The organism is Klebsiella aerogenes KCTC 2190, assembly GCF_000215745.1.
In the GTDB taxonomy this organism is placed as follows: Bacteria; Pseudomonadota; Gammaproteobacteria; order Enterobacterales; family Enterobacteriaceae; genus Klebsiella; species Klebsiella aerogenes.
Genome location: NC_015663.1, coordinates 4,279,452 through 4,304,784, shown reverse-complemented (window position 1 = coordinate 4,304,784; position 25,333 = coordinate 4,279,452). Strand labels below are relative to the sequence as shown.

The following is a 25,333-nucleotide window of genomic DNA, read 5'->3' as shown; positions in this document are numbered from 1 at the left end:
AATCTAATAGCGATTCATTATTTGCTGGTTGTATTAGGCTGTGCTGTTATTAGTGGGCATATAACAAATTTATAAGGTTTATAACCATGTCTACAGGGAAATCACTACTTGCACTGGCACTAAGCGCACTGCTGCCAGCCGGCGCCGCGTTGGCTGCGGCCAACGACACGCTGGTCTACTGTTCGGAAGCCTCGCCGGAATCCTTTAACCCGCAAATCGCCAGCTCCGGTCCTTCATTCGTTGCCAGCTCACAGGTGCTCTATAACCGCCTGATAACCTTTGATCCGCTTAAAAACACACCGATTCCGTCGCTGGCGACCGAATGGAAAGTGTCCCCGGATGGTAAAACCTGGACCTTTACGCTGCGTAAGGGCGTGCAGTTCAACAGCAATAAATACTTTAAGCCGACCCGCGATTTCAATGCAGATGATGTGCTGTTCTCGGTGCTGCGCCAGCAGGATCCGCAGCATCCTTATCACAACGTGTCGCAAGGCAATTATGAATATTTCCACGACGTTGGTCTTGATAAGCTGATTAAAGAAGTGAAGAAGATCGATGATTACCACGTTCAGTTTGTGCTGAGCGAGCCCAATGCGGCGTTTCTCGCCGATTGGGGGATGGACTTCGCTTCGATTCTTTCTGCTGAATATGCCGATGCGATGTTGAAAAAAGGGACGCCGGAATACGTCGATAGCTGGCCTATTGGTACCGGCCCCTATGCGCTGCAGCAGTACAAAGTGGATTCACAAATCCGCTATATCGCCAATCCGCATTATTGGGAAGGTGAGGTGCCGACTAAACATCTGATCTTCTCCATCACGCCGAACGTTGAGACTCGTCTGGCTAAGCTGCAGACCAACGAATGCCAGATCATTCCCGCGCCATCGCCGGTACAGTTCCCGGTGATTAAAGGGAATAAAGATCTGGCGTTACACGCGGTGGAGGCGTTGAACGTGGGGTATCTGGCGTTTAATACGCAAAAGAAACCGTTTGATAACGTGCTGGTACGTCAGGCGCTGAACTACGCCACCGACAAGCAGGCGATTGTGAAAGCGGTCTTCCTGGATTCCGGCAACGTGGCGAAATCGCCGATCCCGGCCAATATGCTCGGTTACAAAAAGGATCTGCCGGATTACGACTACAATCCGCAGAAAGCGAAAGCGTTACTTAAGCAGGCCGGGTTGGAGAAGGGCGCAGAAGTGACCCTGTGGTCGATGCCGGTACAGCGCCCGTATAACCCGAACTCGAAGCGTGTCGCTGAAATGATTCAGAACGACTGGAGCAAAGTCGGCATTAAAGCGAAAATCGTCAGCTATGAGTGGGGCGAATACCTTTCCGGTATGCGCAAGGGCGAGCATGATAGCGCGCTGTTTGGCTGGATGTCCGATAACGGCGATCCGGACAACTTCGCTGGTACGCTGCTCAGCTGTGATAATATCAAAACCGGCTCCAACGTAGCGCGCTGGTGCGATAAGTCCTATGACGCGCTGGTGAAAAAAGCGCTTCTGGTGAGCGATCCGCAGGCCCGCGACAAACTCTACCAACAGGCTCAGGAAATTTTCTATCAGCAGGCGCCGTGGATCACGCTGGCGACGGGTAAAACTTTCTACGCCACCCGCAGCAACGTCAGCGGCTATAGCGTGAGTCTGATGGGAAGCGATTTTTCCAAAGCTAAGCTGAATTGATCGAAAAGGAGAACAGGATGGCACATCTGGACGATGTCATTGCCAGGGTCGATGACACCATTGCCGGGGGCGTGATTGCCTCTATGAACGAGCTACTGATCGCGTTAAGCGACGATGCCGAACTGGGCCGCGATGAGCGTTATACCCAGCAGCAGCGCCTGCGGACAGCGATAGCCCATCACGGGCGGCAACATCATGAAGATCAGGAAGCACGCCGCGAGCAGTTAACCAAAGGCGGCGAGATCCTTTAAGGATGACGTCAGAACTGGCGCCTGGCCACCAGCCAGACATAATCAGGCAGACTACACTAAGCCTAACAAAGGTCAGAAGTGTATTATATTTAAGAATACGTTTAACTGAATTTAAGTAGTTCTACAAGGCACTTAGACCTAAAACCTAAATCATTAACCCGCGCATTATGTGCGGGTTTTTTATTGGCCAAGGAAAACCAAAATGAAAATTAAAGCGCTATTAATCGCCACCGCTGTGATCATTCTGACATCTACTACAACTGCATACGCTTGCCCTAAAGGTGAGCGGACGGGAAGTCATCATAAGGGGGGGTATTGCTCTTATGAACAGTAAGGCGTTGCCGTTAATTGTTGTTGTGATAACTCTTTCTGGGTGCTCTGGGCCAGGACAGGCAAGGCACACTCAATGCCAGGAACTTAAGGAAAATGCTTACGGTGAGAGTTGGGGGGCTGCCTTATCCGGTGGCGTAGGGCAGATAAGAGCAGACATTGACAAGGCTAGATATGAGCGCTGTGAGGAGATGTTTGATCTAATTCAGTACCGTGCTCAACTGCAACAAGAGCAAGCTGAAGCGGCTGCACAAGCTCAGGAGCGACAAAAGCTTTTGGTGGAAAGAGCGAATAGTCCGGAAATGCAAGCAAAGTTAAAGTCTGCCTCGTTGGGAGATTTAGTGAAATGTGAAAAGGCTTTGCAAAACAAAGATGATACTCATGCTGTCGATGTGAAAGCAATGGTTTCATACGTTTGTGAGAAGGAGGTCGACAGGAGAGTGGATGCTGGTTTGGTTAGCCGTAGCAAGGTAAATACAATGCTTAATCAGGCAGGTAATCAAGAGTCGTTATAATGAAAATTTTTTGCCTATTGTGTGCGATTTTTCTTATGGAGCCAGTCTACGCAAGTTGTGAATCTGGTCACTGGATTCAAACTAAGAATGATGATGGGACGTTACTTACTCTAGAAGATGGATCGGTTTGGCGTGTTATTGATGGTGGTCAGGTTGACTCTCAACTATGGCTTGAAGTTGACGACGTCCTGCTTTGTGATGATGGAACTATGATTAATACGAGTGAGCAAAACGAGCAAGTGTCGGTGGAACTTCTTTCTCGCTAAGCTGTTTCGAGTTTACATCACTTTTCGGGGAATATTTCCAAGAGCTTTAAAGTGGATACAAATAAGAATCTCTTATTATGTTCTTGATATTTAGACTTTTTACTTAGTACTAACTAGCGGTTAAGATGGCCTCTACTGTATTCGTATTCGATTCACAGTATTGAATAAAATTTTGTGCAGGCAAGAGGTCTCACTGTAATTATTGCAAATGAAGAACAATAACATTCAATAATCAGACCCGTTTTTGCTCATATCTATGAAGTGCATGAGTTATATGTTTTAAAAGTTTTTTGGGAGATTACTATTTAATCAGATATCAGAACTGGCGCCTGGCCACCAGCCAGGCGCCCACCACCAACATCACCGCCCCGCATACTGGCCCGATTAACGCCCGAATCGGCACGCCCTGGGCGCGAATCAAATCAATAACCAGTCCGCCAACCAGCTGACTGGCCACCAGCACCGCAATGGTTGTCGCCGCCCCTACGTTTTGATAACCGCTGATGCTGGCGAAGACGAAAAACGAACCCAGCAGGCCGGGAATAAGGGTCCACCATTTGACGTTGAGCGCCAGTTCCTGAAAGCCTGCCGCGCCGTGGCGCAATAGCAAAATGGTGACAAAAATAACAATTCCCACCAGCGAATTGAGCAGCATGGCGATAAGAATCGTCGAGGCGGATTGGGTAATGCGGACCATCAGGGTGTTTTGCAAAACCAGACCGACGCCCGCCGCTATCAGGCAGGCAAGGGTGAGCGACTGATTCATACCTCGCCGTCCGGATCCTGGCGATCGTCGAGCTGTAGCTGCATAAAGGTCAGATCCAGCCAGCGACCGAATTTAGTTCCCACCTGCGGCATCTGCCCAGTGGTGATAAAACCCAGGGTTTCATGCAGATGTAACGAAGCATGGTTGCGGGATTCAATTCCGGCCACCATCACATGTTTGCGCAGACGCCGCGCCTCAGCGATAAGCGCGACTAACAACTTACGGCCAATCCCCTTGCCCTGATGATCGGGATGGACATATACCGAATGTTCAACGGTATGGCGGAAACCGTCAAAAGCGCGCCAGTCGCCGAACGAGGAGTACCCGGTAATGACGCCGTTTTCTTCACTCACCAGCACTGGATAGCCGGCAATCTGCCGGGCCTCAAACCAGGCAATACGGTTATCGATATCGACGGTTTTGTCATTCCAGATGGCAGCGGTATGCAGTACGGCGTGATTATAGATTTCGGCGATCGCCGCGCAATCGTCTTTACTGGCATGGCGGATGGACATAGCAAGCCTCAAAGTCTGTACACTATAGTGGTACGGTATTATTACAATAATGAACGGCAGGCTGTCATCAGTTTTACGATAAATTTTACGTGGAACGTTGCAATATCGGGGATGGCGGACAGTTGTGTAATACGGTAGTGCGCACTATATTGTTACGTCATGAATACTATAGAAGACAATCTCAACCAGCGCATTAGCGCACGCATTCGTATCGAACGCGAGTCCCGCGGCTGGTCGCTAAGCGATCTGGCTGAACGCGCAGGGGCCTCGCGGGCAATGGTGCATAAAATTGAACGTGGCGAAAGTAGCCCCACCGCGGCGATGCTGGGCCGTCTCTCCGGCGCGTTTGGCATCAGTATGTCGACCTTAATTGCGCGTGCAGAGATGCAGGAGGGCAAGCTTTTGCGCTTTGCCAACCAGCCAGTGTGGCGCGATCCACAAAGCCACTATTTGCGCCGTCACGTCTCGCCGCGTAGCGATCTGCCGATCGATCTGGTGCAAATAGAGCTGCCGGCCGGCAGCGATGTACCGATGCCTGCTTCTTCGTATGCGCTGGCGCGACAGCTCATCTGGCTACAGCAGGGTGAGTTAGTTTTTGTAGAAGGGAACACTCGCCATCAGATGCAGGCGGGGGATTGTCTGGAACTGGGGCCGCCCAACGATTGCCGGTTTATTAATGAGTCCAGCGAGACTTGCGTCTATCTGGTGGTGCGCCTGAACCAATCCGGCTCATAATGTTAAAGCGCGTTAAGCATAAAACGGCTAGCCTCAGTACAGGCCGTTAACAAGAGGAGTTTGCTATGACCGCTAATCCACAACGCCATCACCGCTGGGTATTGGCTTCACGCCCGCACGGTGAACCTACCGCCGAAAATTTCAGACTGGAAGAGGGTGACCTCCCGACGCCGGGGGCGAATCAGATCCTGCTGCGGACTATTTATTTGTCGCTCGACCCTTATATGCGCGGACGGATGAGCGATGCGCCTTCTTATTCGCCACCAGTGGACATTGGCGCGGTGATGGTCGGGGGGACGGTAAGCCGCGTGGTGAGCTCTAATCACCCTGATTTTAAACCCGGTGAGTGGGTGCTTGGCTATAGCGGCTGGCAGGATTATGCGCTTTCCGATGGTAGCGATCTGGTTAAGCTCGGCGACAATCCTGAGCACCCCTCCTGGGCGCTTGGGGTGTTAGGCATGCCGGGATTTACCGCTTATATGGGGCTGCTGGACATCGGCCAGCCGAAAGCGGGCGAAACGCTGGTGGTAGCGGCGGCAACCGGCCCGGTGGGGGCAACCGTCGGGCAGATCGGCAAACTTAAGGGCTGCCGTACCGTCGGCATTGCCGGCGGCGCCGAGAAATGTCGTTATGCGGTAGAGACTTTAGGCTTCGATGTTTGTCTTGATCACCGCGCTGCGGATTTCAGCCAACAGTTGGCGCAGGCCTGCCCACAGGGCATCGATGTTTACTATGAAAACGTTGGCGGCAAAGTCTTTGATGCGGTCCTGCCGTTGTTGAATACCGCGGCGCGGGTTCCCGTGTGTGGACTGGTTAGCGGCTACAACGCCACCGCGCTGCCGGATGGACCGGATCGGCTGCCGCTGCTGATGGCGACGATCCTTAAAAAACGTATCCGTATGCAGGGCTTTATCATCGGCCAGGATTACGGCCATCGCATTGCCGAGTTTCAGCAGCAAATGGGGCGCTGGGTACAGGAAGGTAAAATCAAATACCGTGAGCAGCAGATTGACGGCCTGGCGCAGGCGCCGCAGGCGCTGATTGGCCTGCTGAAGGGAGAAAACTTCGGCAAAGTGGTGATTAACGTCGCAGCGGAGGAGTAACGTTACCGCCTTCTCTAACGCCCCCGAAGATGCGTGCGGGGGCGGTTTCGTCGCCTCTAAGCAAAAAAATGACTAATCCATACTTTTATTAATGGTTTGCTTTTCCGTGAGCGGCTTTTTATCCTTAAGGAAACTTAAGAGGTTAATGCGATGAAAGATGTAGTTGATAAATGCAGTACCAAAGGCTGCGCCATTGATGTTGGCACCATTATTGATAACGAAGACTGCGTTTACCGGGTCGAGAAACTTTTCCCTACCCGTGAAGAAGCGGAGTCTGCGGTAGCGGCCATTCGCGAACGCGCCGTTGCCGCCGCCAGCGAAACGCCGAGCGTGGATTACACGATTGAGCCGGTGGGTAATGAGGCGAAACTGGACGCGGCGGTGAATTTCTCCTGCCAGGCGGAAAAAATTATTTTCGAATTGTCCTTAAGAAGCGCGTTCTAACAGAATGCGGCGGAATAAAAAGGGATCCCAATTGGGATCCCTTTTTTTATCATTACTCATTGGGCGGCGTCATCATTCGAAACGCCAGGCGAGATTCATACCGATGCCGAAGTTACGGCCCGGCGCCGGTTCGTAATAACGACCATTGGATTCATTGACAATCACCGAGCCAACGTAGGTGCGATCGAACAGGTTATCGACGCGGCCGAACAGATCCATATCCATTTTCCCGTAGCTCCACTTATAGCCGGTGGTCAGGCCTACCACGGTCCACGATGGCGCTTTGGCGGTGTTGGCGTCGTTGGCCATAATGTCGCCCATATAACGGATATCGCTACCCGCGTACCAGCCCTGTTCCGGTTGGTAGCCGAAAGAGGCATAGCCCATATTGCGGGCAATACCCGGAATACGATTGCCGTTGCAGTCTGATGAATCGCAGACGTTTGTGCGATAGGTCGCATCGAGCCAGGTCCATGCTGCTTTTAATTTCCAGCTGTCGCCAAACTGCTGGTCGAGACCGAGTTCCACTCCCTGGCGACGGGTTTTACCGGCGTTTTTATAGCTGGTGCGGCCGCCGCTGCTGGAGTCGACCACAATCTCATTGTCAGTATCGGTCTGGAACAGCGCGGCGGTGAACAGTCCGTTGCCTATCCGCGTTTTGCTGCCGATTTCCACGGTTTCATTTGTGGAGGGTTTAAGATCGAAGTTTAATCCGCTCTGATTGCCGGAACGATACGAGAGTTCATTGATCGTCGGCGTTTCAAAACCGCGTCCGGCGGAAAGATAGATATTCCAGGCATCCGTGACGGCATACTTCAATGAACCAGCTGGTAGCCATTTGTGGTAGCTGGCATCGCCGCTATCATCGCTGTTACCCGGAGTGACGTAATAGTCGTTAGAGTCAAACCAAACGGAGCTGTAGCGGACGCCAGCATCGAATGTGAGCTTGTCCGTCAGCTGCCACTGAGTCTGCAGGTAGGGATCCAGGTTCCACATCAGATTACGTTCATTACGGCGCAGGTTGCCCTGTTCGCCGTATTGCGGCGCGCCGTTCACCAGAACGTAGTTTTCATAACCTTTACGCCGTTCGCTCATGTTTTCGTAATCAAGACCGGTGGTAAAGGTCACCGGCACCAGTAATTCGCCGCGGTGGGTCCAGCGGGTGTCGATCCCCTGGTAATGGCGAGTTAAATCGATGACGCCTCCGGAGTGTGAGGGCTTCAGCTGCGGCGCCATCGGGATTGACTGATACTGGGTAGTTTCGCGCTCGCCGGCATACATCATCACGCTGAGATCGTCCTGCTGGCTAAGCTGGCGCTCATAGCGTAAACCGGCCTGGGTCTGTTTCACCGTTTTACGCGTGTTGTATTGATCGCCGCGCGGCGACTGCTGAGGATTATTACGCCATTCATCATATGTCAATCCGCCCGGGTCGTTTGCTTTGATATCCACGCTATTGAACAGCAGCGTTAATTTACTGACGTCGTTTATACGCACGCCTAATTTGGCGTTGGCGAGATTTTTACGCGCCCCGCTATGGTCGCGTGAACCGTGGGTAGTAAAACGGTTGGTCGACACCGTGTAGTCGACATCACCTGCCTGGGTGCCGTCGCCGACGGCGCCGGTGGCCTTCAGTCCGTAATGCCAGGTGCCGAAGCTGCCGTAGTAGCTGCTGGCCTCGATGGTCGGCGGCTGGCTGCCAGTTTGGGTATTGACGTTAATGACGCCGCCGGAAGAGTTGCCATAGAGCGCGGAAAAAGGTCCGCGTAACACCTCGAGGCTATCGATACTGCCGATATCGATATTCGACGTCTGGCCCTGGCCATCGGGCATGGTGGCCGGGATACCGTCAACGTATAGCCGCAGGCCGCGGACGCCGTAGGTGGAGCGGGAACCAAAACCGCGAATCGACAACTGCAAATCCTGAGCATAGTTTTGCCGGTTTTGTACCTGCAAACCGGGTACCGCGCCGAGCGATTCCGAGAGGTTAATTCGCGGGGCGGCCTGACGCATATCATCGCCGTTCACTACGCTGACGGCGGCAGGGGTATCCAGTTCGGAAATCGCGGTAGGCGTCGCCGTAACGACCATGGTTTGTTCGTCGTTCGTGCTGGCGTGCACGTTGGCGACGAGAGGGAGTAATAAAGCGGGGAGCGCGACCGTGCGCATGGCAATAATCTTCATCAAAGCGACTCGCAAAGAGAAACGTACCAAATGGAACATATGTATATATGTTACACCGTTTGTAAATTCTTTGAAAAGAATTAACTAACCGGTCGTTAACTAATAGCAAGTAAAGGTGATTCTTTTCATCAAAAAAGCCAATTAACGCTCCACATTACGATAAATAATGATTACTATTCTCATTTACAAAAGGAGTGAAGTTAACCTTCACGCTGTGGAAGCCATCTCTAACCAGTAATTAATTGTTCTATAAAGGGAATCGTTATGTCATTACGTCAGTTATCCGCGCCGCGTCTGCGTCGTTCTCTGTTATTAACGTCGTTACTGTTGGCAGGCAGCTTCAGCGCCCACGCCGCCGAGGAGCTCCTGCGTAAAGCGGTCGGTAAAGGCGCGTACGAAATGGCGTATAGCCAGCAGGAAAATGCGCTGTGGGTTGCCACCTCGCAAAGCCGCTCGCTGGATAAAGGCGGTATCGTCTATCGTCTGGATCCGACTACGCTCGACATCACCCAGGTTATTCATAACGACCTGAAACCGTTCGGCGCCACCATCAATAACACCACCCAGACGTTGTGGTTTGGCAACACCGTTGATAGCAGCGTGACCGCAATAGATGCCAAAACCAGCGCGGTGAAAGGGCGACTGGTGCTCGATGACCGTAAACGTAGTGATACCGTGCGCCCGCTGCAGCCGCGTGAGCTGGTCGTGAATGAGAAAACCAATACCGTATATATCTCCGGTCTGGGTAAAGAGAGCGTCATTTGGGTGGTGGATGGCGACAAGCTGACGCTGAAAGATACCATTGCCAATACCGGCGCGATGGCCACCGGACTGGCAATCGATGCTAACGCTAAACGTCTTTACACCACCAATGCCGATGGTGAACTACTGACTATCGATACCGATAGCAATAAGATCCTCTCGCGCAAGAAGCTGCAGGATGATGGTAAGGAGCATTTCTACCTGAACCTGAGCCTGGATACAGCCGGTCACCGTGCTTTCATTACCGACAGCAAGCAGCCGGAAGTGCTGGTGGTGGATATTCGTGACGGAAAAGTGCTGCAAAAAATCGCCGCGCCGGAATCCCTGGCGGTACTGTTTAACCCAGCACGCAACGAAGTCTACGTCACCCATCGCAAAGCGGGTGAAGTCAGCGTGATTGATGCTAAGACCTATAAGGTCGTTAAAACCTTTAAAACGCCGACTTTCCCGAATAGCCTGGCGCTGTCCGCCGATGGAAAAACGCTGTTTGTTAGCGTGAAGCAGGAGTCAACTCGTCAGAAAGAGGCCACCGCGCCGGACGACGTTATCCGCATTGCCCTGTAATCTTTCAAGGAGGGGGAGCCCCCTCCTTACTTCGGGTCTCATCCTCTGTTACAAACCGCTATTAGCCTGATTACTATAAAGGTTATACACTTACTTTTTCCCGCGCGCGGCGGGAGAGTGGTAATCATTCTGGAGAAATTATGAAAAAGCCATATATGGTGATCTGTGCGGCGGCAATGCTGGCGCTTCTGGCTGGCTGCAGCTCTAATTACGTCATGACGACAAAAAGCGGGCAAACTATCGTGACCCACGGTAAACCGCAGTTGGATAAAGAAACCGGCATGACCAGCTATATCGATGAGTCTGGCAACAAACGCGAAATCAACAGCAGCGACGTTGCTCAGCTGGTGGAAGATAATTAATTTTGCGCTGACGGTTTGCCCGCTGAGGGGCAAACCGTTATGGAGAGGCGCTTAGCGTTTTTCAACGCCCGGTGCCGTGCTGTGAACATCAGCCACGCGTTTACGTACGCCGAACCAGCCAGCGATCAGCAGCACCGCCAGCAGCGGAATGGAACCGATGGTATAGGTGCCGTTCGGGTAGTCAAAAGCCATCAACACCAGAACGCTCAGCAAGAACAACAGCGTTAGCCATGAAGTAAATGGCGCGCCCGGCATTTTAAAGCTGACATCCGCCGCTTTTCCTTCCTTGATAGCCTTACGCAGACGCATCTGGCAGATCACGATAAAGCCCCATGAGGCGATAATCCCCAATGATGCGACGTTAAGTACGATCTCAAATACCTGCGACGGTACCAGATAGTTGAGGAAGACCCCCACCACGTAGACCGCCAGCGTCGCGAGGATCCCGGCGTAAGGGACGTGATGACGGCTCATCTTTGACATAAACTTCGGCGCTGAACCTCCCATCGACATCGAACGCAGAATGCGCCCGGTGCAGTACAGGCCTGAGTTCAGGCTGGAGAGGGCGGCAGTTAACACCACGATGTTCATCACGCTGCCGATGTACGGTACGCCGAGCTTCGAGAAGAAGGTGACAAACGGGCTTTGCCCTGCCTGATAGGCATTCCACGGCAGCAGCAGCACCAACAGCACCACGGAACCGACGTAGAACAAACCGATACGCCAGATCACGCTGTTAATCGCTTTCGGTACCATGGTTTCCGGGTCTTTACATTCGCCTGCCGCGGTACCCACCAACTCGATGGAAGCGAAGGCGAAGACGACGCCCTGAACCAGTACCAGAGCCGGCAACAGACCGTGCGGGAAGAAACCGCCGTTGTCGGTAATCAGATGGAAGCCGGTGGCATTGCCATCCAGCGGTTTGCCGGTACCGAGGAAAATCGTGCCGACAACCAGGAACGCGACGATAGCCAGTACTTTCACCAACGCGAACCAGAACTCCATCTCAGCGAACCATTTCACGCCGATCATATTCATGGTGCCGACGATCGCCAGCGCGCCAAGGGCGAAGACCCACTGCGGAACATCGCCGAAAGCGCCCCAATAGTGCATATACAAGGCGACGGCGGTGATATCGACGATACCGGTCATTGCCCAGTTGACGAAATACATCCAGCCGGCAACGTAGGCGGCTTTTTCACCGAGAAATTCGCGAGCGTAAGAGACGAAACTACCGCTGGAGGGGCGATGGAGAACCAGTTCGCCGAGGGCGCGAAGGATGAAGAAGGAGAAGATACCGCAAACCAGATAAACCAGCGCCAGCGCCGGGCCTGCCATTTGTAAACGCGCCCCGGCGCCGAGAAACAGACCGGTCCCGATGGCGCCGCCAATGGCGATCATCTGTACCTGACGGTTGCCCATTGCTTTGTGGTAACCCGATTCGTGCGAGTTGAGCCAGTGGCGTTTCGCGGCATGATGTTCCGCCGCGTCAGTGTGTTTGTTATTCATTGATGTACCCATTTTCCTGTCAATGTCCATGAGTGGTTGTCGTATCGCGCAGCGGCGATACATCGTGCTGGCTTTCTCACTATTCTGTCGTAGAGATAAATCATGCACGGCGCTGCATCCTACACGTAACGTGATAGTGACGCACGTAAAACATTTCACAACAGCACTTACTTAAATATCAATGAGTTCAATGACGCAACGCGTCGACGAGTAGCGCAAACGCAGCGGTATGCTGACGGCGGCTGGGGTAATACAGATGATAACCAGGGAAGGTGGGTGTCCAGGCATCGAGTACCCGTACTAAACGACCGGTAACCAGCGCCTCCTCGACGCAATCATCCGGCACATAGGCCAGGCCGAGACCGGATTCAGCAGCATCAATGCGTTGCGGTAAGCTATTCAGCGTCAGTTGACCCTCTACATAAACCTGAAAGCCCTTACCATCATCGGTGAATTCCCAGGCGTAAATCCCGCCGCGGGTTGGTAGCCGCATATTAATACAGCGGTGCTGATCCAGTTGATAAGGCGTCTGCGGGGTGCCGTAGCGTTGTAGATAGTCGGGCGAGCCCACGACGACCATGCGCATGTCCGGGGCGATGCGCACCGCAATCATATCCTTTGCCACCTGATCGCCGAGACGAACGCCGGCGTCAAAACGGCCATCGACGATATCGGCCAGGCCGTTATCGACGGTAATTTCGATATTGATATCCGGATAACGCAACATAAATGGCTTTAATGCCGGCCACAACACCGCGCTGACGGCGTGTTCACCGGCGTTAAGGCGAATATTACCCGCCGGAAGGGCGCGGCTATCCCTCAAGGCGCCGAGCTCGCGTTCAATTTCCGTGAGATGCGGACGTAAATTCTGGAACAATTTTTCACCCGCTTCGGTGGGGGCGACGCTGCGGGTGGTACGGGTCAGCAGACGAACATCAAGCCGGGCTTCGAGGTTGCGCATCGCATGGCTCAGCGCAGATTGCGATACCCCAAGTTGGGCAGCGGCGCGGGTGAAACTGCGTTCGCGGGCGACTACCATAAACGACAGGAGATCGTTGAAGTTATCCTTTAACATGCTGTTACCGTATTTAATTTAGCGAATTCATGGCAGGAAATTGAGTCTAAACGCGGTTGACGGCTTTCGCCACAAGGAGCTACGCAGCTGAAGAGAGTATATGCTGACTATCGGGAGAAAAAGGGGCTTGAAATCATCATGAAAATCAATGTGGTAGGCACTAGCGGCGTAGGGAAGTCGACACTTGCGCAACGCCTGGCGGCAGCGCTTTCTTTGCCCTATATCGAACTGGATAGGCTCTACTGGCGGCCAGAGTGGGAGGGGGCGCCGGATGAAGAGTTTTTCGCCAGCATCGCGCAGGCAACGGCCTCTGCTGGCTGGGTTCTTGATGGCAACTATAATCGCAGTCGCGCAGTCAAATGGCGTGATATTGATCTGGTGGTATGGGTAGATTATAGCTTTGTTCGCACACTATATCAGGCCATTCGCCGTGCGCTGAGTCGCGCCTGGCACCAGCAGGAGCTATGGCCGGGTACCGGTAATCGCGAAACCTTTCGTCGCACCTTCTGCAATCGTGATTCGATAATTTTGTGGACCATGAAAACGTGGCGCTCTAATCGCCAGCGCTATTTAGCGGATATGCATTCTGCGCAGTATGGTCATATCCGTTTCGTCCGTTTACGTAATCAGCGACAAACAGAGCGCTTTATTGCTGAAATTGTCCATCAGCAGGCAATGGCTGGCAGGGTGCATATCTAATTTCCGGCAGAGTACATGTGAATAAATTGTTTCTCAGTACGCGCTGCAGATTCTAATAATGCAGGCATGTTAATTAAAACGAGCCTGCGAAATGTCTTATCGAATCAGTATCCTGGATAAAAGCCCCCTTGCTCCCGGTGAAACGGCCGCTCAGGCGCTGGCGCGTACGTTAACGCTTGCGCAACAGGCAGAACGCTGGGGATATCATCGTTTCTGGATTGCCGAGCATCACAACGCGGAACAGCTGGCGAGCCCGTCGCCGGAGCTATTGATTGCCTGGATCCTCGGGCAAACCCGGCAGATCCGCGTCGGTTCCGGCGGCGTGATGCTGCAGCACTATAGCCCCTACAAAGTCGCCGAGAATTTTAATCTGCTGGCAAGCCTTGCCCCAGGGCGTGTCGATCTCGGCGTTGGCAAAGCGCCAGGCGGTTTGCCGCTTGCCACTCGCGCATTACAGCAGGGCATTCATCAGCACGAAAAGGGCAGTTTTGCCGAGCAGCTTACCCAGCTTGATAACTGGCTAACGTTGACCGAAAGCCAGGGCGAGGAGAGCCTGCGTGCGACCCCCATTCCACCGCGCCGTGCGGACGGTTTCCTGCTCGGCGCCAGCGTCGACAGCGCCCGTCTGGCGGCCAGTCTGGGCTGGAACTTTGTTTTTGCCGCGCATCTCAATGGCGATAAAAACTTGTTGCAGGAGGTGCTGACGAACTGGCGCGAATTGAGCCGTCGCGAGGTGATCGTGGCCGTACAGGTTATCGTTGCGCAAGACGCCGCCAGCGCGGCCGATCTGGCGAAGCAGGTAGAGGTCTGGGGCGTCGAGCTGGCAAACGGTCAGCGGGTGACGGTGGGCAGTGAATCTCAGGCGGCAGCTTTTGCCCGTCAGGCCGGTAGCCCGCCGACGCGCATTGAGCGCCGCGAGTCCTCGCTGTTGTTCGGTACCGCAGAAGAGGTTAAAGCACAACTCGATGCCCTTCAGGCGCAGTGGGGCATTGATGAGTTTATTATTGATACCCCTATTGCCGAAGGGCGTGCGCGGCTGGCGTCGTTGGGATTGCTGGCGCAGGCGCATCTTGGCGCGGAGGTAACGCCATGAATTTCGAACAACAGTTGATTAGCTGGCGGCGCGAACTGCATCAGAACCCGGAACTCTCATTACAGGAAGTGGCAACCACCGCGCGTATCCGCGACTGGTTGCAAAGCGGCGGCCTGCCGTTACTGCCTTACGAGTTAACCACCGGCGCGGTGACGGAAGTGGGCAGCGGCGATAAAATCATCGCCCTGCGCGCCGATATTGACGCGTTACCGATAGAAGAGGCCACCGGACTGCCGTACCGCTCGCAAAATCCCGGCGTCATGCATGCCTGCGGTCACGATATACATACCAGCGTGATGCTTGGCGCGGCGTTGCTGTTAAAGGAACGAGAAGCGCAACTGCCGGGGCGGGTGCGGATCCTGTTCCAGCCAGCGGAAGAGAGTTTCGGCGGCGCAAAAACGTTGATCCGCGCCGGGGCGCTTGACGGCGTATCGGCAATCTTCGGCATGCACAATGAGCCCAATTTACCCGTTGGCGAGTTTGCCACCCGCGGCGGCCCGTTTTATGCCAACGTCGATCGCTTCGTATTCAAAGTAACCGGCAAGGGGGCGCATGCCGCCCGGCCGCATGAAGGCAAAGATGCCATCCTGCTAGCGAGCCAACTGGTGACGCTGCTACAGAGCGTCGCCAGCCGCGAAGTGAATACCCTGGATTCGGTGGTGCTCAGCGTGACGCGGATCCAGGGGGGAAATACCTGGAACGTCTTGCCGGAAAGCGTAGAGCTCGAGGGAACGCTGCGCACCCACAGTAGCGAGGTGCAGCAGCGGGTTAAGGCGAGAGTCAGCGAAATCGCCGCCGGCTTCGCCAGCGCCTTCGGCGCGCAAATCGATGTCTTCTGGTACGCCGGGCCAACGGCGCTGGTCAACGATGAGCAATGGGCGGCGTTCGCCAGCGCGGCGGCCGACCGCTTTGGCTACCGCACGCATCACGCCGATTTACATCTGGGCGGTGAAGACTTTGCCGTCTATCTGCAGCATATTCCGGGCGCTTTCGTCAGCATAGGTAGCGCCAGCGATTTCGGTCTGCATCATCCGGCCTTTAATCCGGATGAAAACGTCATTGCCCCAGCCGCGCGCTATTTCGCGGATCTGGCGGAACAGGCATTACACCATATTTAATTTTTGACAGGGTAAGGGGTCACTATGTCTGAAAAACGGCAATTACGTCTGGGGACGATTTTACATGGCGCCTCTGGAAATATGTCCGCCTGGCGTCATCCGGCGGCGCTGGCGGATGCCAGTATTAATTTTGAATTTGTGAAAGAAACGGCGCAAAAAGCCGAGCAGGGGAAACTCGATTTTATTTTTGTCGCCGACGGGTTATATATTAACGAAAAATCCATCCCGCATTTTTTAAACCGTTTTGAACCGTTAACGGTATTATCAACGTTGGCGGCGGTAACCGATCGTCTGGGGCTGGTCGGCACGCTCTCCACCTCCTATAGCGAACCGTTCACGACCGCGCGACAGTTCGCCAGTCTTGATCATTTAAGCCACGGGCGCGCCGGCTGGAACGTGGTGACATCGCCGCTGGAAGGCTCGGCGAAAAACTTCTCCCGCGCCCAGCATCCCGATCATGCGCTGCGCTATCGTATCGCCGACGAATATCTTCAGGTGGTTAAAGGATTATGGGATTCCTGGGAAGACGGCGCTTTTGTGCGTAATAAAGAGAGCGGCCAGTTTTTTGATAAAAATAAACTGCATACGCTTAATCATCATGGCGATTTCTTTAAAGTCGCTGGTCCTTTGAATATTGCCCGCACGCCGCAGGGACGGCCCATTATTTTCCAGGCCGGCGCCTCCGATGACGGCAAAAAATTAGCCGCTCGCCACGCCGATGCCATTTTTACCCACCAGGAATCGTTAACCGAGGCGCAGGCGTTTTATCAGGATGTCAAAAGCCAACTGGCTGCCTATCAGCGCAGTGCGGATCAACTGCATATTTTCCAGGGCGTCAGCGTAATCGTCGGTGACGACGCGGAGGATGCGGAGCGTCAATACCAGACCACGGCGGCGCTGGTCTCTATCGACGACGCGTTGAATTACCTGGGTCGTTACTTCGAGCATCATGATTTTGCGCAATATCCGCTGGATGAACCCTTCCCGGATATTGGCGACCTTGGGCAAAACAGCTTCCGCAGCACCACCGATGAGATTAAACGCAATGCCCGTGAACGGGGATTAACCCTGCGCCAGGTGGCGCTGGAGGCCGCCAGCCCACGCCCGCGCTTCTCCGGCACGGCCAGCGACGTCGCCGACGGCTTACAGCTGTGGTTCGAACAACGCGCCGCCGATGGCTTCATTATTCAGGGCGGCACGCCGGAAACCTTCCCGCGTTTCGTTGATGAAGTGGTGCCATTGCTGCAGGCGAGCGGATTGTTCCGCCGCGACTATCCAGGCACCACGCTGCGGGAAAGCCTGGGGCTGGATCTGCCTATTAACCAATTCGAAAAATAATAAAAGAGAACCGCGCTATGCAGAAATCAACACTATTGCTGGCCTTCGCGTTGGCAATTAGCGCCCCGTCGTGGGCGCAGGACGTCAATATCAATGGCACCGGAGTTAGCCTGGAAGCCAATAAAACCCCGATTCATACGGCAAAAAATCCGCAGGCTATTGCGCTGTTGCCGAAAGATCTGCACCTGGCGGTGCCGGGGAAATTTACCGTCGCGGTTGCGGCGCTAAACTCGCCGCCGCTGACGGTGTTTTCTGATGATAACAAAACGTTGCTCGGTAGCGAGGCGGATATTGCGCGTCTGGTGGCTGACAGCCTCGGCCTCGAAGTCAACGTTGTTCCGACCTCGTGGGAAGACTGGCCGCTTGGCGTCGCCTCCGGCAAATATGATGCCGCGATCAGCAATATTACCGTCACCAAAGAGCGCAAAGAGAAGTTCGATTTCGCCACTTATCGTAAAGATTCGCTGGGTTTTTACGTTAAAAGCACCAGCCCACTGAACAAGATCGACAAAGCGGAAGATATTGCCGGGCTGAAGATTATCGTCGGCTCCGGCACCAATCAGGAGGCAATCTTACTCGCATGGAATGCGGAAAACGTTAAGCGCGGGCTTAAACCGTTTATACCGGTCTACACCAAGGATGACGCCGCGCAGACGCTGGCTCTGCAAACTGGCCGCGCCGATGCTTACTTTGGCCCTAACGTCATTGGCGCCTGGAAAGCGGCGCTAACCGGCAAAACTAAGCTGGTGGGGAGCGTGGACGGCGGCTGGCCGAAGGCGGCGCATATCGCGGTGACGTTGAAAAAAGGCAGCGGGCTGGTCAATGCCGTCCAGGCGGCGCTGAATGGCGCTATCGCCAGCGGCGATTATGCCAAAGTGCTCAATCGCTGGGGCGAAGGCGTGGAGAGCATTCCACAATCGGAAATTAACCCCGCCGGGCTGGGCGATTAACAGGAGGCGCTATGAGCGAAGCATTCCGTGATATTTCTCCGGACGCGCCGGAGCTACAGCCGATTATTAGCGGCCTGTTTGCCGAGTACGCCACCCGTTACGGCGACTATTTTTCTCGTGATGCGGAAGTGGAGTTAACCGAATGGTATCTGCCGCCGCAGGGGCTGTTTATTGTGCTGGAGCGTGACGGCGAAATCATCGCCACCGGCGCTTACAAGCCGAAAGATCCGCACACCGCGGAAATTAAGCGGATCTGGACGCATCGTCGGCTGCGTCAACAGGGGCTGGCAGCCAGGGTTGTACAGGAACTCGAGCGCCGGGCGGTGCTGGCAGGTTATAGCCATATTTATCTCACCACCGGTTTTCGCCAGCCGGAAGCGGTAAAGCTCTATTTAAGCCAGGGGTACGAAGCACAGTTTGACCTCACTCGCGACCCGGAAGAGTACAGCCGCCCGCCCTATGATGGGCGGTTGCGGTTCACTAAAGCGCTGGCGGTTAGCGCCCTCAGCCACAGCGCTTAAGGAGGCGTCATGCAATCATCTGAAACGATTAAAGTGGTTCCGGCTCGCTATCCGCTGCGCGTCGCCGGGGCGGTATTGGCCCTGCTGGTGCTGGCGGTCGTCGTGCAGTCGGTCGCGTTCAATCCGCGCTGGGAGTGGGGGGTGTTCGCACACTGGTTCTTCGACCCGGTGATCCTTGAGGGGTTGGGGCAAACGCTGCTGCTTACACTACTTGGTACCTTTTTAAGCGTCATCTTCGGCGGCCTGTTGGCGCTGGCCCGCTTGTCGTCGTCGTGGCTGCTCAGCAGCCTGGCATGGGGGTATATCTGGCTGTTTCGTTCGCTGCCGCTAATCGTGGTGTTGATCATTCTGTACAACTTTTCATATCTCTACGACAGCTTATCGTTGGGGATCCCCTTCACCGGCATAACCTGGGCGAGCTACCAGACTATCAATGTACTGGGGCAGTTCTCCACGGCAGTAGTTGGCCTGACGCTGGTGCAGAGCGCCTATACTGCCGAAATTATCCGCGGAGGCTTTTTGGGCGTGGATCACGGGCAGTATGAGGCCGCCGCCGCGCTGGGACTCCCCGCCTGGCGACGTACGCTGCGGATCATTTTGCCGCAAGCGCTGCGCACCATTTTGCCTGCGGGGTTCAATGAAATCATTAGCCTGGCAAAAGGGACGGCGATGGTTTACGTGCTGGCGATGCCGGAATTGTTCTACACCATTCAGATGATCTATAACCGCACCCAGGAAGTGATCCCGTTACTGATGGTGGGCGCCGCGTGGTACCTGGTGATTACCAGCGTGCTTTCTGCAATTCAGTACCTGGTTGAACGCGCGCTGGCGCGCAGCGAACGGCGCTCAGCGGTGAACAGCGTGCGTAATACTCGCGTTAACCAACCGGCTCGTCAGCCGCAGGAGGCCGTCCATGCTCAACTCTCGTAATGGTCATATTTCGATAACCGGGGTCAGTAAATACTTTGGTCGTCATAAAGCGCTGGATGATGTCTCCCTGGAGATTGCGCCGGGAACGGTGACGGTGATCCTGGGGCCGTCCGGTTCGGGAAAATCGACGCTGCTGCGCACCATTAACCATCTTGAACGGGTCGATGAAGGGTTTATCCAGATTGATGGCGACTATATCGGCTATCGCCGTCAAGGCGACAAGCTATACGAGCTGAAAGAAAAAGAGATCCTTCGCCAGCGGGTCAACGTGGGCTATGTATTTCAGAACTTCAATTTGTTCCCGCATCTGACGGTGCTGGAGAATCTGATTGAAGCGCCGATTGCCCATAAACAGGCCAGTCGCAAAGAGGCGATTGCTCGTGCGTATGAACTGTTGGACATTGTTGGTTTGCGCAACAAAGCCGATGCCTGGTCACGGCATCTTTCCGGCGGCCAGCAGCAGCGCATCGCCATCGCACGCGCGCTGGCGCTCAATCCGCGCGTGATCTTGTTTGATGAACCTACCTCGGCGCTCGATCCGGAATTGGTTGGCGAAGTGCTTGATGTGATCAAAAAACTTGCCCGCTCCGGGACGACGCTTGTGGTGGTAACGCATGAAATCGGCTTTGCCCGCGAGGTTGCCGACCAGGTGGTGTTTATGGTCGATGGCAAAATCGTTGAACAGGGCAGCAGCGATGAAGTGTTAAATAATCCGCAACACCAGCGCACCCGGCAATTTTTATCACGGGTGCTGGCATGAGGAAATTAGCTGCCGCTCTCATGCTGCTCCTGAGCATCGGCGAGGCGCGCGCCGAACTTGATTTGCGCGCCAATGAACGGCCATTGCCGGTGACGCGAGATGATAACGCGATTAGCAAAATCCCGCCGAACTATCGTTTTGTGGAGCCCGGCGTGCTGACGGTGGCGATTTCGGCGTTAAATTCGCCGCCGCTGGCGCTGCTGGCCAGCGACAACCGTACGCGCATCGGCAGCGACCCGGACATTGCCCGTTTACTGGCGGGTAGCCTTGGACTGAAACTGAAGCTGGTGCCTACGGCCTGGGAGGACTGGCCTTTGGGGATCGCGTCAGGGCGTTACGATGTGGCATTGATTAACATTGCGGTGACCGAGAAGCGCAAAGAGAAGTTCGATTTCGCCACCTACCGCGTTGACTCGCTGGCCTTTTCGGTCAAATCAACCAGTGAGATCACGCGGATTTCAAATGCGCAGGATCTCTCGGGGCGTAAAGTCATTGTCGGTTCTGGCACCAACCAGGAGCGGATCCTGCTGGGGTGGAATGCGGAAAACGAAGCCGCCGGCCGTCAGCCGGCGTTACCGGTTTATCTTACTGACGATGCCTCCGGCAATTTGTATATTCAGTCGGGAAGGGCGGATATCTTTTTTGGCCCGCAGTCGGTGGCCTCTTATAAGGCTGCATTAAACGGGAAAACTAAAGTCGTCGGGCTGGGACCCAAAAAAGCCTGGGTGGCGACTACTACTAAAAAAGGCAATGGGCTGGTATACGCGCTGCAGGCGGCGCTAAACGGCGCGATCGCTCGCGGCGAGTATCAGCAGGTGCTCGCGCGCTGGGGGGAACAGGGGGAGGAAGTCAGGCAATCGGAGGTCAATCCGCCGGGGATAACCTATTGATGCAATGATTATTCATAGCAGGGATTGCTATACTCATGGCTACATCGTGTGTCTTTTTAATGGATTAATCACTGTGGCTGAAAACCAACTCTTACTGGAGCAACGCTGGCAGCACCATCGTGAACCCGCGTTGCTCGCCGCTTCCGGCGGCGCTATCGACACCATCAGCTTCATCACCTTGTTTGGCCTGTTTACCGCCCACGTCACGGGAAACCTGGTGGTGGCCGGTGCAGCACTGGCCACCAACAGCGAAGGTATTTTATCCAAACTGCTCGCCATTCCTGTTTTTATGCTGGCAGTGGCGCTCGTTACGCTGGTTATCAAACGTCGAAAAATTATCACGCCACGCTTCCTTGGCGGCTTGTTCGTCGTCGAGATCCTGCTGTTACTGCTTTTCGGCCTGTTGGGGCTGCTGTGGCAGCCCTTTGTCGGCGCGGATAGCGCGACCGCGTTAATCACCGGCATGGCAGGCGTAATGGCGATGGGGGTGAGGAATGCAACCACCCGTTTATTATTACCCACCACCAGCCCGAGTACGATGATGACCGGCAACGTCACGCAGTTAACCATCGATGTGGTGAACTGGTGCCAGGCGCCTAACCGCGAGAATAGAGAGAAAATCAAAAAATCGGGGGCTTCGGTGCTCGGTTTTCTGCTGGGCGCAGGGCTCGGAGCGCTGGGCTACATCCTGGCGGGCTTTTACTCGGTACTTATTCCGGTGGTACTGGTGGCCATCGTCGCCTGGCGCGAATTCAGCGCCGCGCGGAATTAGTGCTACGCTAAAAGTTTTCTACGCGGGAGCTGACGATGATGAAATTGTATGGCGTGCCGGGGTGGGGCTCGGCGATAAGCGAGATGATGCTAACGTTGGCCAATATCCCTTATCACTTTATCAATGTCGATGGCTTTGACCAGCCAGGCGCGCAGCGAGAGAAACTGTTGGCGATCAACCCGCTGTGTCAGGTGCCCACTTTGCTGCTGGCTGATGGCAGCGTAATGACGGAGTCGGCGGCGATAGCGCTGATGATCCTCGACGAGCGCCCGGATTTGGCGCCGCCAGCCGGTACGCCACAGCGCCGGCAGTTTCAACGTTTGCTGATCTGGCTGGTGGCTAACATTTATCCTACCTTCACCTATGCCGACTATCCCGAACGCTGGACAGCCTCAGCGCCTGACGAACTGCGTGAGAGCTGTCAGCAATACCGCAAATCACTGTATCTATGGCTGGAACAACAGCTGGCTGCCGCGCCTTACGCCTTGGGCGGGGATATCACGCTGTTGGATTGCTATATTGCCGCGATGTACAGTTGGGGGCCGCGCCGAGAGTGGTTCGCGGCGCATACGCCAAAGTTTGCCGCCGTGGCGCAGGCGGTTTATCGCCGTACGGAACTGCAGCAGGTACTGCGTGACAACAATCTTCTTTAAAGCACTAATTGTGACTTGCATCAGGAAACCTGTGATAGTTTTAAATTCCCAAGAATAAGGAGCCTGCTATGCCACATGTTGATATTAAATGTTTTCCCCGTGAACTGAGCGAAGAGCAAAAAAATGCGCTGGCTGCGGAAATCACTGAAGTTCTGATCCGCCATCTTAGTACAAAAGACAGTTCAGTTAGCGTTGCGCTCAATCAGGTGCAGCAGAGCGACTGGCAGCAGGTATGGGATAATGAAATCGCGCCGCAGATGGATTCTTTGATTAAGAAACCGGGATACCGAATGTAAAAGACCGGCCGCCGTTAGCGCATTTTCGTCACGCTAAATAGACTACCATCGGCGAGGTCAATTTTACTTGAGCGAAAGATATGCCACTTTATTGATCCAGATCAATAAAAGTGGCTTTTTTTTGATTTCCATACCTTTCATTAATTTACCTTTTGTAAAGTAATTGGCCATTTAAGAATAATCCTAATCAACATAAATAACTGATAATACTGCACTATATAGTGCATTGCGCTTTGTATGTATTTAAATGTAGTTTTATGTTTTGATTATTATGCATATCAAAATTGTTTAGGCGATTGCTGATTTGCCATGTAACCTGCCTTTGAAATGATGATTTTTATCATGGAGAGATGAATGATAATAGGTAGTGCGTTACTTGGTTACCAATTAGAGGATGATTTTTTTTACTTCTTGAAGTACCGGGAAATAGCTACTGTAAGTGGTAATAGAAAAAACATCCGTCTACGAAAAACGATGGCCTGTTTAATTGAGTATTTATTTGAACATGGCCTTGAAAGAATGGTTAGTGATGAAGAGTTGATGGTACATGTCTGGGAGAAAAATGATTTAAGGCCCTCATCACAACGTTTATGGCAAGTGATGCAAAATTTACGTCGGATCCTGAAGGATATCGGCATCGAACAAGATATTATATTACGCGTTAAGACTCAGGGTTATTATATCAATAGTCATTACGTTACGAGTGTTTATTCGGTAAGAACTCATAAACCATTCTGCCAGAATAATGATGCGACCGTTCAGCTTTGTGAGCTGTCCGAGCTAAATTAATAGCCATAGGGTCTGCCGTATTCAAGGTATGCCTGTCGTTTTCATGTTAAGGTTATAAAATTGAAGGTGATAATTAATAGTAAGGATATTTGGTTCCGACTGGGCGTGGAACACTGTCTGCAACAGATAGCTTCTGACGATAATGAGATCGATTACGCTGATTTGGATTTTTGTAATCATTCTATACAGCAAGCGGATCTCATTATATTGCCGTTACATGGCTATCAAGATTACAAGCATATTTATGCGCTATCTCAATTTTATCAGGGCATGATTCTGGGTGTGAGCACCTCCAGAAACGTTCACTCACGGCGGCTTTTATTTCGCCAAAATATATTATGGATAAGCAGTCGTGAAACCATAGATAATGTTCAAAAATTATTGTTAACGATCAAGCATCGGCAATTATATCATCATGATGGTCAACCGGATTTTAGTGTAATGAAGGCAAAAGATGGGGCTCCGCTCAGCGAAAGAGAAATGATGATTATTGATCATGTCGCCAAAGGCACTCCGGTGAACGCCATTGCCAGAGCGTTGGGACTGCGGGTAAAAACCATTTATGCGCATTTAGATAAAATTAAAGCTAACTTCAACCTTAAAGGTGGAAGTCACTTTCATCGCTTCATGATAAGCCCGCCGTCTTATCACTTACTCTAAAAGATGGTGAAAGGGAATGACGGCAAAGTTGCCGTCATTCTGTTAATTATGTGGCGTATTCGCCTGCACGTGACGGCCGCTGGCGACAAAATTGCCGGTACCGAGATGGTGAATAGTATTGAGTTTGTCATCATCAAACTGCCAGCGCCCGCTGACGAAGGCTCGTTCATCGGCCGCGGCGGCAACCACTTCTCCAAACAGCGTATCGTATTGCTCTTGTGCCGCGGTGGCGGGTAGCAGACGGCATTCCATCCACGCCAGGCATTTCTCTTCAATTAACGGTAGCCCCAGTTCGGGCCCATTCACCACCGGGATTCCGTAAGCATTGAACTTATCTTCATCACGCCCGCTCACGCTGCCGACCGCATAGACCCAACTGGCGGCGGCCACGCCCGGCACCACAATGCCAAAGGCGCCGTTACGCTCAATGATCTCCCGCGTCCAGGTGCTTTTATCCACCACAATAGCCACTCGCGGCGGGGCAAACTCAACCGGCATCGACCAGGCGGCGGACATCACGTTACGCCGTCCTGACTGCGCATCATAACTGGTGATCATAATGGTCGGGCCGTGGTTGAGCAGGCGGCTGGCGTACTGAAGTTCCACGTGGCGAAAACGGCTCATAAGCGTTCCTTGGTGAGTGGGCGAATGCCTGTAAGTAGTTTATTCACAATACAAAGGTAATCAATACATCAACGGCTATGTAAATCAGATATCAGCTGGCGCGATCGCACAAAATACACCGTCGCGGGGAAAAAATAGGCTATAAATGTCGGACACCAAAAGCTGGAGGCGTTG

Annotated in this window: 27 protein-coding genes and 1 pseudogene; 22 read left to right on the top strand and 6 right to left on the bottom strand. The window is 53.5% G+C overall.

Features of this window, described 5'->3' with window-relative positions; translation table 11 throughout:
* The first annotated feature begins 86 nt into the window (after nt 1-86).
* The 4 genes from EAE_RS20365 (at nt 87) to EAE_RS20350 (ending at nt 3,047) form a co-directional block, all read left to right on the top strand.
* The gene (locus tag EAE_RS20365; RefSeq protein WP_015705554.1) at nt 87-1,685 is read left to right on the top strand and encodes an ABC transporter substrate-binding protein; all 1,599 of its coding nucleotides are present in this window, start codon (nt 87-89) and stop codon (nt 1,683-1,685) included.
* Nucleotides 1,686-1,702: 17 nt separating this feature from the next.
* Entirely contained in the window at nt 1,703-1,936 is a 234-nt protein-coding gene (locus tag EAE_RS20360) for a YdcY family protein (RefSeq protein WP_015366417.1), read from the top strand.
* 323 nt (nt 1,937-2,259) lie between these two features.
* Complete coding sequence (locus EAE_RS20355) at nt 2,260-2,781, top strand: hypothetical protein (protein WP_015705553.1); 522 nt, start codon at nt 2,260-2,262, stop codon at nt 2,779-2,781.
* Nucleotides 2,781-3,047: a hypothetical protein gene (locus tag EAE_RS20350; protein WP_015705552.1), complete on the top strand. Its 267-nt coding sequence runs from the start codon at nt 2,781-2,783 to the stop codon at nt 3,045-3,047. The genes EAE_RS20355 and EAE_RS20350 overlap by 1 nt, the downstream gene beginning before the upstream one ends.
* 316 nt (nt 3,048-3,363) lie before the next feature.
* On the opposite strand, the gene EAE_RS20345 is transcribed toward EAE_RS20350, so the two are convergent.
* Nucleotides 3,364-3,813: a DMT family transporter gene (locus tag EAE_RS20345; protein WP_015705551.1), complete on the bottom strand. Its 450-nt coding sequence runs from the start codon at nt 3,811-3,813 to the stop codon at nt 3,364-3,366.
* Nucleotides 3,810-4,328: a GNAT family N-acetyltransferase gene (locus tag EAE_RS20340; protein ID WP_015705550.1), complete on the bottom strand. Its 519-nt coding sequence runs from the start codon at nt 4,326-4,328 to the stop codon at nt 3,810-3,812. The genes EAE_RS20345 and EAE_RS20340 overlap by 4 nt, the downstream gene beginning before the upstream one ends.
* A 159-nt stretch (nt 4,329-4,487) precedes the next feature.
* Between EAE_RS20340 and EAE_RS20335 the strand changes: the two genes are divergently transcribed.
* The 3 genes from EAE_RS20335 (at nt 4,488) to EAE_RS20325 (ending at nt 6,610) form a co-directional block, all read left to right on the top strand.
* Entirely contained in the window at nt 4,488-5,063 is a 576-nt protein-coding gene (locus tag EAE_RS20335) for a helix-turn-helix domain-containing protein (protein WP_015366420.1), read from the top strand.
* Nucleotides 5,064-5,128: 65 nt separating this feature from the next.
* Nucleotides 5,129-6,166: an NADP-dependent oxidoreductase gene (locus EAE_RS20330; protein ID WP_015705549.1), complete on the top strand. Its 1,038-nt coding sequence runs from the start codon at nt 5,129-5,131 to the stop codon at nt 6,164-6,166.
* A gap of 150 nt (nt 6,167-6,316) precedes the next feature.
* On the top strand, nt 6,317-6,610 hold the full coding sequence (locus EAE_RS20325) for a DUF406 domain-containing protein (protein WP_015705548.1): 294 nt from the start codon (nt 6,317-6,319) through the stop codon (nt 6,608-6,610).
* A gap of 72 nt (nt 6,611-6,682) precedes the next feature.
* On the opposite strand, the gene pqqU is transcribed toward EAE_RS20325, so the two are convergent.
* Complete coding sequence (gene pqqU / locus EAE_RS20320) at nt 6,683-8,794, bottom strand: TonB-dependent receptor PqqU (protein WP_047079443.1); 2,112 nt, start codon at nt 8,792-8,794, stop codon at nt 6,683-6,685.
* A gap of 264 nt (nt 8,795-9,058) precedes the next feature.
* On the opposite strand from pqqU, the gene yncE reads away from it, so the two are divergent.
* Entirely contained in the window at nt 9,059-10,120 is a 1,062-nt protein-coding gene (gene yncE, locus EAE_RS20315) for a 7-bladed beta-propeller protein YncE (RefSeq protein ID WP_015705546.1), read from the top strand.
* Nucleotides 10,121-10,260: 140 nt separating this feature from the next.
* Complete coding sequence (locus EAE_RS20310; protein ID WP_015366425.1) at nt 10,261-10,482, top strand: YgdI/YgdR family lipoprotein; 222 nt, start codon at nt 10,261-10,263, stop codon at nt 10,480-10,482.
* Nucleotides 10,483-10,533: 51 nt separating this feature from the next.
* Here the strand turns inward: EAE_RS20310 and ansP are convergent, their stop codons facing one another.
* Together ansP and EAE_RS20300 are read right to left on the bottom strand one after the other, a co-directional pair.
* Nucleotides 10,534-11,991, bottom strand: coding sequence for an L-asparagine permease (gene ansP / locus EAE_RS20305; protein WP_015366426.1), 1,458 nt, complete (start codon nt 11,989-11,991; stop codon nt 10,534-10,536).
* Between the two features lie 187 nt (nt 11,992-12,178).
* Nucleotides 12,179-13,066: a LysR family transcriptional regulator gene (locus tag EAE_RS20300; RefSeq protein WP_015705545.1), complete on the bottom strand. Its 888-nt coding sequence runs from the start codon at nt 13,064-13,066 to the stop codon at nt 12,179-12,181.
* Nucleotides 13,067-13,204: 138 nt separating this feature from the next.
* Here EAE_RS20300 and EAE_RS20295 point away from each other — a divergent pair, with 138 nt between their 5' ends.
* The 13 genes and pseudogenes from EAE_RS20295 (at nt 13,205) to EAE_RS20230 (ending at nt 24,535) form a co-directional block, all read left to right on the top strand.
* Nucleotides 13,205-13,765 carry a P-loop NTPase family protein gene (locus EAE_RS20295; RefSeq protein WP_015366428.1) on the top strand — a complete coding sequence of 187 codons (561 nt, stop codon included), beginning with the start codon at nt 13,205-13,207 and terminating at the stop codon, nt 13,763-13,765.
* Nucleotides 13,766-13,856: 91 nt separating this feature from the next.
* Nucleotides 13,857-14,858, top strand: a complete 1,002-nt coding sequence (locus tag EAE_RS20290; RefSeq protein ID WP_015705544.1) for an MsnO8 family LLM class oxidoreductase — start codon at nt 13,857-13,859, stop codon at nt 14,856-14,858.
* Nucleotides 14,855-15,976 (top strand): amidohydrolase, encoded by a 1,122-nt coding sequence (locus tag EAE_RS20285; RefSeq protein ID WP_015705543.1) that lies wholly within the window; start codon nt 14,855-14,857, stop codon nt 15,974-15,976. Before EAE_RS20290 ends, EAE_RS20285 begins: the two co-directional genes overlap by 4 nt.
* A gap of 24 nt (nt 15,977-16,000) precedes the next feature.
* Nucleotides 16,001-18,264, top strand: a pseudogene (locus EAE_RS25290) (NtaA/DmoA family FMN-dependent monooxygenase).
* 11 nt (nt 18,265-18,275) lie between these two features.
* Nucleotides 18,276-18,785, top strand: a complete 510-nt coding sequence (locus EAE_RS20270) for a GNAT family N-acetyltransferase (protein WP_015366433.1) — start codon at nt 18,276-18,278, stop codon at nt 18,783-18,785.
* Between the two features lie 9 nt (nt 18,786-18,794).
* Nucleotides 18,795-19,715, top strand: coding sequence for an amino acid ABC transporter permease (locus EAE_RS20265; protein ID WP_015705541.1), 921 nt, complete (start codon nt 18,795-18,797; stop codon nt 19,713-19,715).
* Complete coding sequence (locus EAE_RS20260; protein ID WP_015366435.1) at nt 19,699-20,475, top strand: amino acid ABC transporter ATP-binding protein; 777 nt, start codon at nt 19,699-19,701, stop codon at nt 20,473-20,475. Before EAE_RS20265 ends, EAE_RS20260 begins: the two co-directional genes overlap by 17 nt.
* 20 nt (nt 20,476-20,495) lie before the next feature.
* Nucleotides 20,496-21,365 (top strand): transporter substrate-binding domain-containing protein, encoded by an 870-nt coding sequence (locus EAE_RS20255; RefSeq protein ID WP_015366436.1) that lies wholly within the window; start codon nt 20,496-20,498, stop codon nt 21,363-21,365.
* A 73-nt stretch (nt 21,366-21,438) separates the two neighbouring features.
* The gene (locus EAE_RS20250; RefSeq protein ID WP_015705540.1) at nt 21,439-22,137 is read left to right on the top strand and encodes a YoaK family protein; all 699 of its coding nucleotides are present in this window, start codon (nt 21,439-21,441) and stop codon (nt 22,135-22,137) included.
* Nucleotides 22,138-22,172: 35 nt separating this feature from the next.
* Nucleotides 22,173-22,790 carry a glutathione S-transferase family protein gene (locus EAE_RS20245; RefSeq protein WP_015705539.1) on the top strand — a complete coding sequence of 206 codons (618 nt, stop codon included), beginning with the start codon at nt 22,173-22,175 and terminating at the stop codon, nt 22,788-22,790.
* A gap of 68 nt (nt 22,791-22,858) precedes the next feature.
* Nucleotides 22,859-23,086 carry a tautomerase PptA gene (gene pptA, locus EAE_RS20240; protein ID WP_015366439.1) on the top strand — a complete coding sequence of 76 codons (228 nt, stop codon included), beginning with the start codon at nt 22,859-22,861 and terminating at the stop codon, nt 23,084-23,086.
* Between the two features lie 354 nt (nt 23,087-23,440).
* A complete protein-coding gene (locus EAE_RS20235; protein ID WP_015705537.1) occupies nt 23,441-23,875 on the top strand; it encodes a winged helix-turn-helix domain-containing protein in 435 nt (144 codons plus the stop codon).
* Nucleotides 23,876-23,941: 66 nt separating this feature from the next.
* The gene (locus EAE_RS20230; protein WP_223848511.1) at nt 23,942-24,535 is read left to right on the top strand and encodes a helix-turn-helix transcriptional regulator; all 594 of its coding nucleotides are present in this window, start codon (nt 23,942-23,944) and stop codon (nt 24,533-24,535) included.
* A 42-nt stretch (nt 24,536-24,577) separates the two neighbouring features.
* Here the strand turns inward: EAE_RS20230 and EAE_RS20225 are convergent, their stop codons facing one another.
* The gene (locus EAE_RS20225) at nt 24,578-25,159 is read right to left on the bottom strand and encodes a flavin reductase family protein (protein ID WP_015366443.1); all 582 of its coding nucleotides are present in this window, start codon (nt 25,157-25,159) and stop codon (nt 24,578-24,580) included.
* Nucleotides 25,160-25,333 lie beyond the last annotated feature (174 nt).

Bases quoted from the DNA above. Each gene is read 5' to 3' on its own strand.
- EAE_RS20365 (WP_015705554.1), top strand. From the start codon at position 87: ATGTCTACAGGGAAATCACTACTTGCACTGGCACTAAGCGCACTGCTG.
- EAE_RS20360 (WP_015366417.1), top strand. From the start codon at position 1,703: ATGGCACATCTGGACGATGTCATTGCCAGGGTCGATGACACCATTGCC.
- EAE_RS20355 (WP_015705553.1), top strand. From the start codon at position 2,260: ATGAACAGTAAGGCGTTGCCGTTAATTGTTGTTGTGATAACTCTTTCT.
- EAE_RS20350 (WP_015705552.1), top strand. From the start codon at position 2,781: ATGAAAATTTTTTGCCTATTGTGTGCGATTTTTCTTATGGAGCCAGTC.
- EAE_RS20345 (WP_015705551.1), bottom strand. From the start codon at position 3,813: ATGAATCAGTCGCTCACCCTTGCCTGCCTGATAGCGGCGGGCGTCGGT.
- EAE_RS20340 (WP_015705550.1), bottom strand. From the start codon at position 4,328: ATGTCCATCCGCCATGCCAGTAAAGACGATTGCGCGGCGATCGCCGAA.
- EAE_RS20335 (WP_015366420.1), top strand. From the start codon at position 4,488: ATGAATACTATAGAAGACAATCTCAACCAGCGCATTAGCGCACGCATT.
- EAE_RS20330 (WP_015705549.1), top strand. From the start codon at position 5,129: ATGACCGCTAATCCACAACGCCATCACCGCTGGGTATTGGCTTCACGC.
- EAE_RS20325 (WP_015705548.1), top strand. From the start codon at position 6,317: ATGAAAGATGTAGTTGATAAATGCAGTACCAAAGGCTGCGCCATTGAT.
- pqqU (WP_047079443.1), bottom strand. From the start codon at position 8,794: ATGAAGATTATTGCCATGCGCACGGTCGCGCTCCCCGCTTTATTACTC.
- yncE (WP_015705546.1), top strand. From the start codon at position 9,059: ATGTCATTACGTCAGTTATCCGCGCCGCGTCTGCGTCGTTCTCTGTTA.
- EAE_RS20310 (WP_015366425.1), top strand. From the start codon at position 10,261: ATGAAAAAGCCATATATGGTGATCTGTGCGGCGGCAATGCTGGCGCTT.
- ansP (WP_015366426.1), bottom strand. From the start codon at position 11,991: ATGAATAACAAACACACTGACGCGGCGGAACATCATGCCGCGAAACGC.
- EAE_RS20300 (WP_015705545.1), bottom strand. From the start codon at position 13,066: ATGTTAAAGGATAACTTCAACGATCTCCTGTCGTTTATGGTAGTCGCC.
- EAE_RS20295 (WP_015366428.1), top strand. From the start codon at position 13,205: ATGAAAATCAATGTGGTAGGCACTAGCGGCGTAGGGAAGTCGACACTT.
- EAE_RS20290 (WP_015705544.1), top strand. From the start codon at position 13,857: ATGTCTTATCGAATCAGTATCCTGGATAAAAGCCCCCTTGCTCCCGGT.
- EAE_RS20285 (WP_015705543.1), top strand. From the start codon at position 14,855: ATGAATTTCGAACAACAGTTGATTAGCTGGCGGCGCGAACTGCATCAG.
- EAE_RS20270 (WP_015366433.1), top strand. From the start codon at position 18,276: ATGAGCGAAGCATTCCGTGATATTTCTCCGGACGCGCCGGAGCTACAG.
- EAE_RS20265 (WP_015705541.1), top strand. From the start codon at position 18,795: ATGCAATCATCTGAAACGATTAAAGTGGTTCCGGCTCGCTATCCGCTG.
- EAE_RS20260 (WP_015366435.1), top strand. From the start codon at position 19,699: ATGCTCAACTCTCGTAATGGTCATATTTCGATAACCGGGGTCAGTAAA.
- EAE_RS20255 (WP_015366436.1), top strand. From the start codon at position 20,496: ATGCTGCTCCTGAGCATCGGCGAGGCGCGCGCCGAACTTGATTTGCGC.
- EAE_RS20245 (WP_015705539.1), top strand. From the start codon at position 22,173: ATGATGAAATTGTATGGCGTGCCGGGGTGGGGCTCGGCGATAAGCGAG.
- pptA (WP_015366439.1), top strand. From the start codon at position 22,859: ATGCCACATGTTGATATTAAATGTTTTCCCCGTGAACTGAGCGAAGAG.
- EAE_RS20235 (WP_015705537.1), top strand. From the start codon at position 23,441: ATGATAATAGGTAGTGCGTTACTTGGTTACCAATTAGAGGATGATTTT.
- EAE_RS20225 (WP_015366443.1), bottom strand. From the start codon at position 25,159: ATGAGCCGTTTTCGCCACGTGGAACTTCAGTACGCCAGCCGCCTGCTC.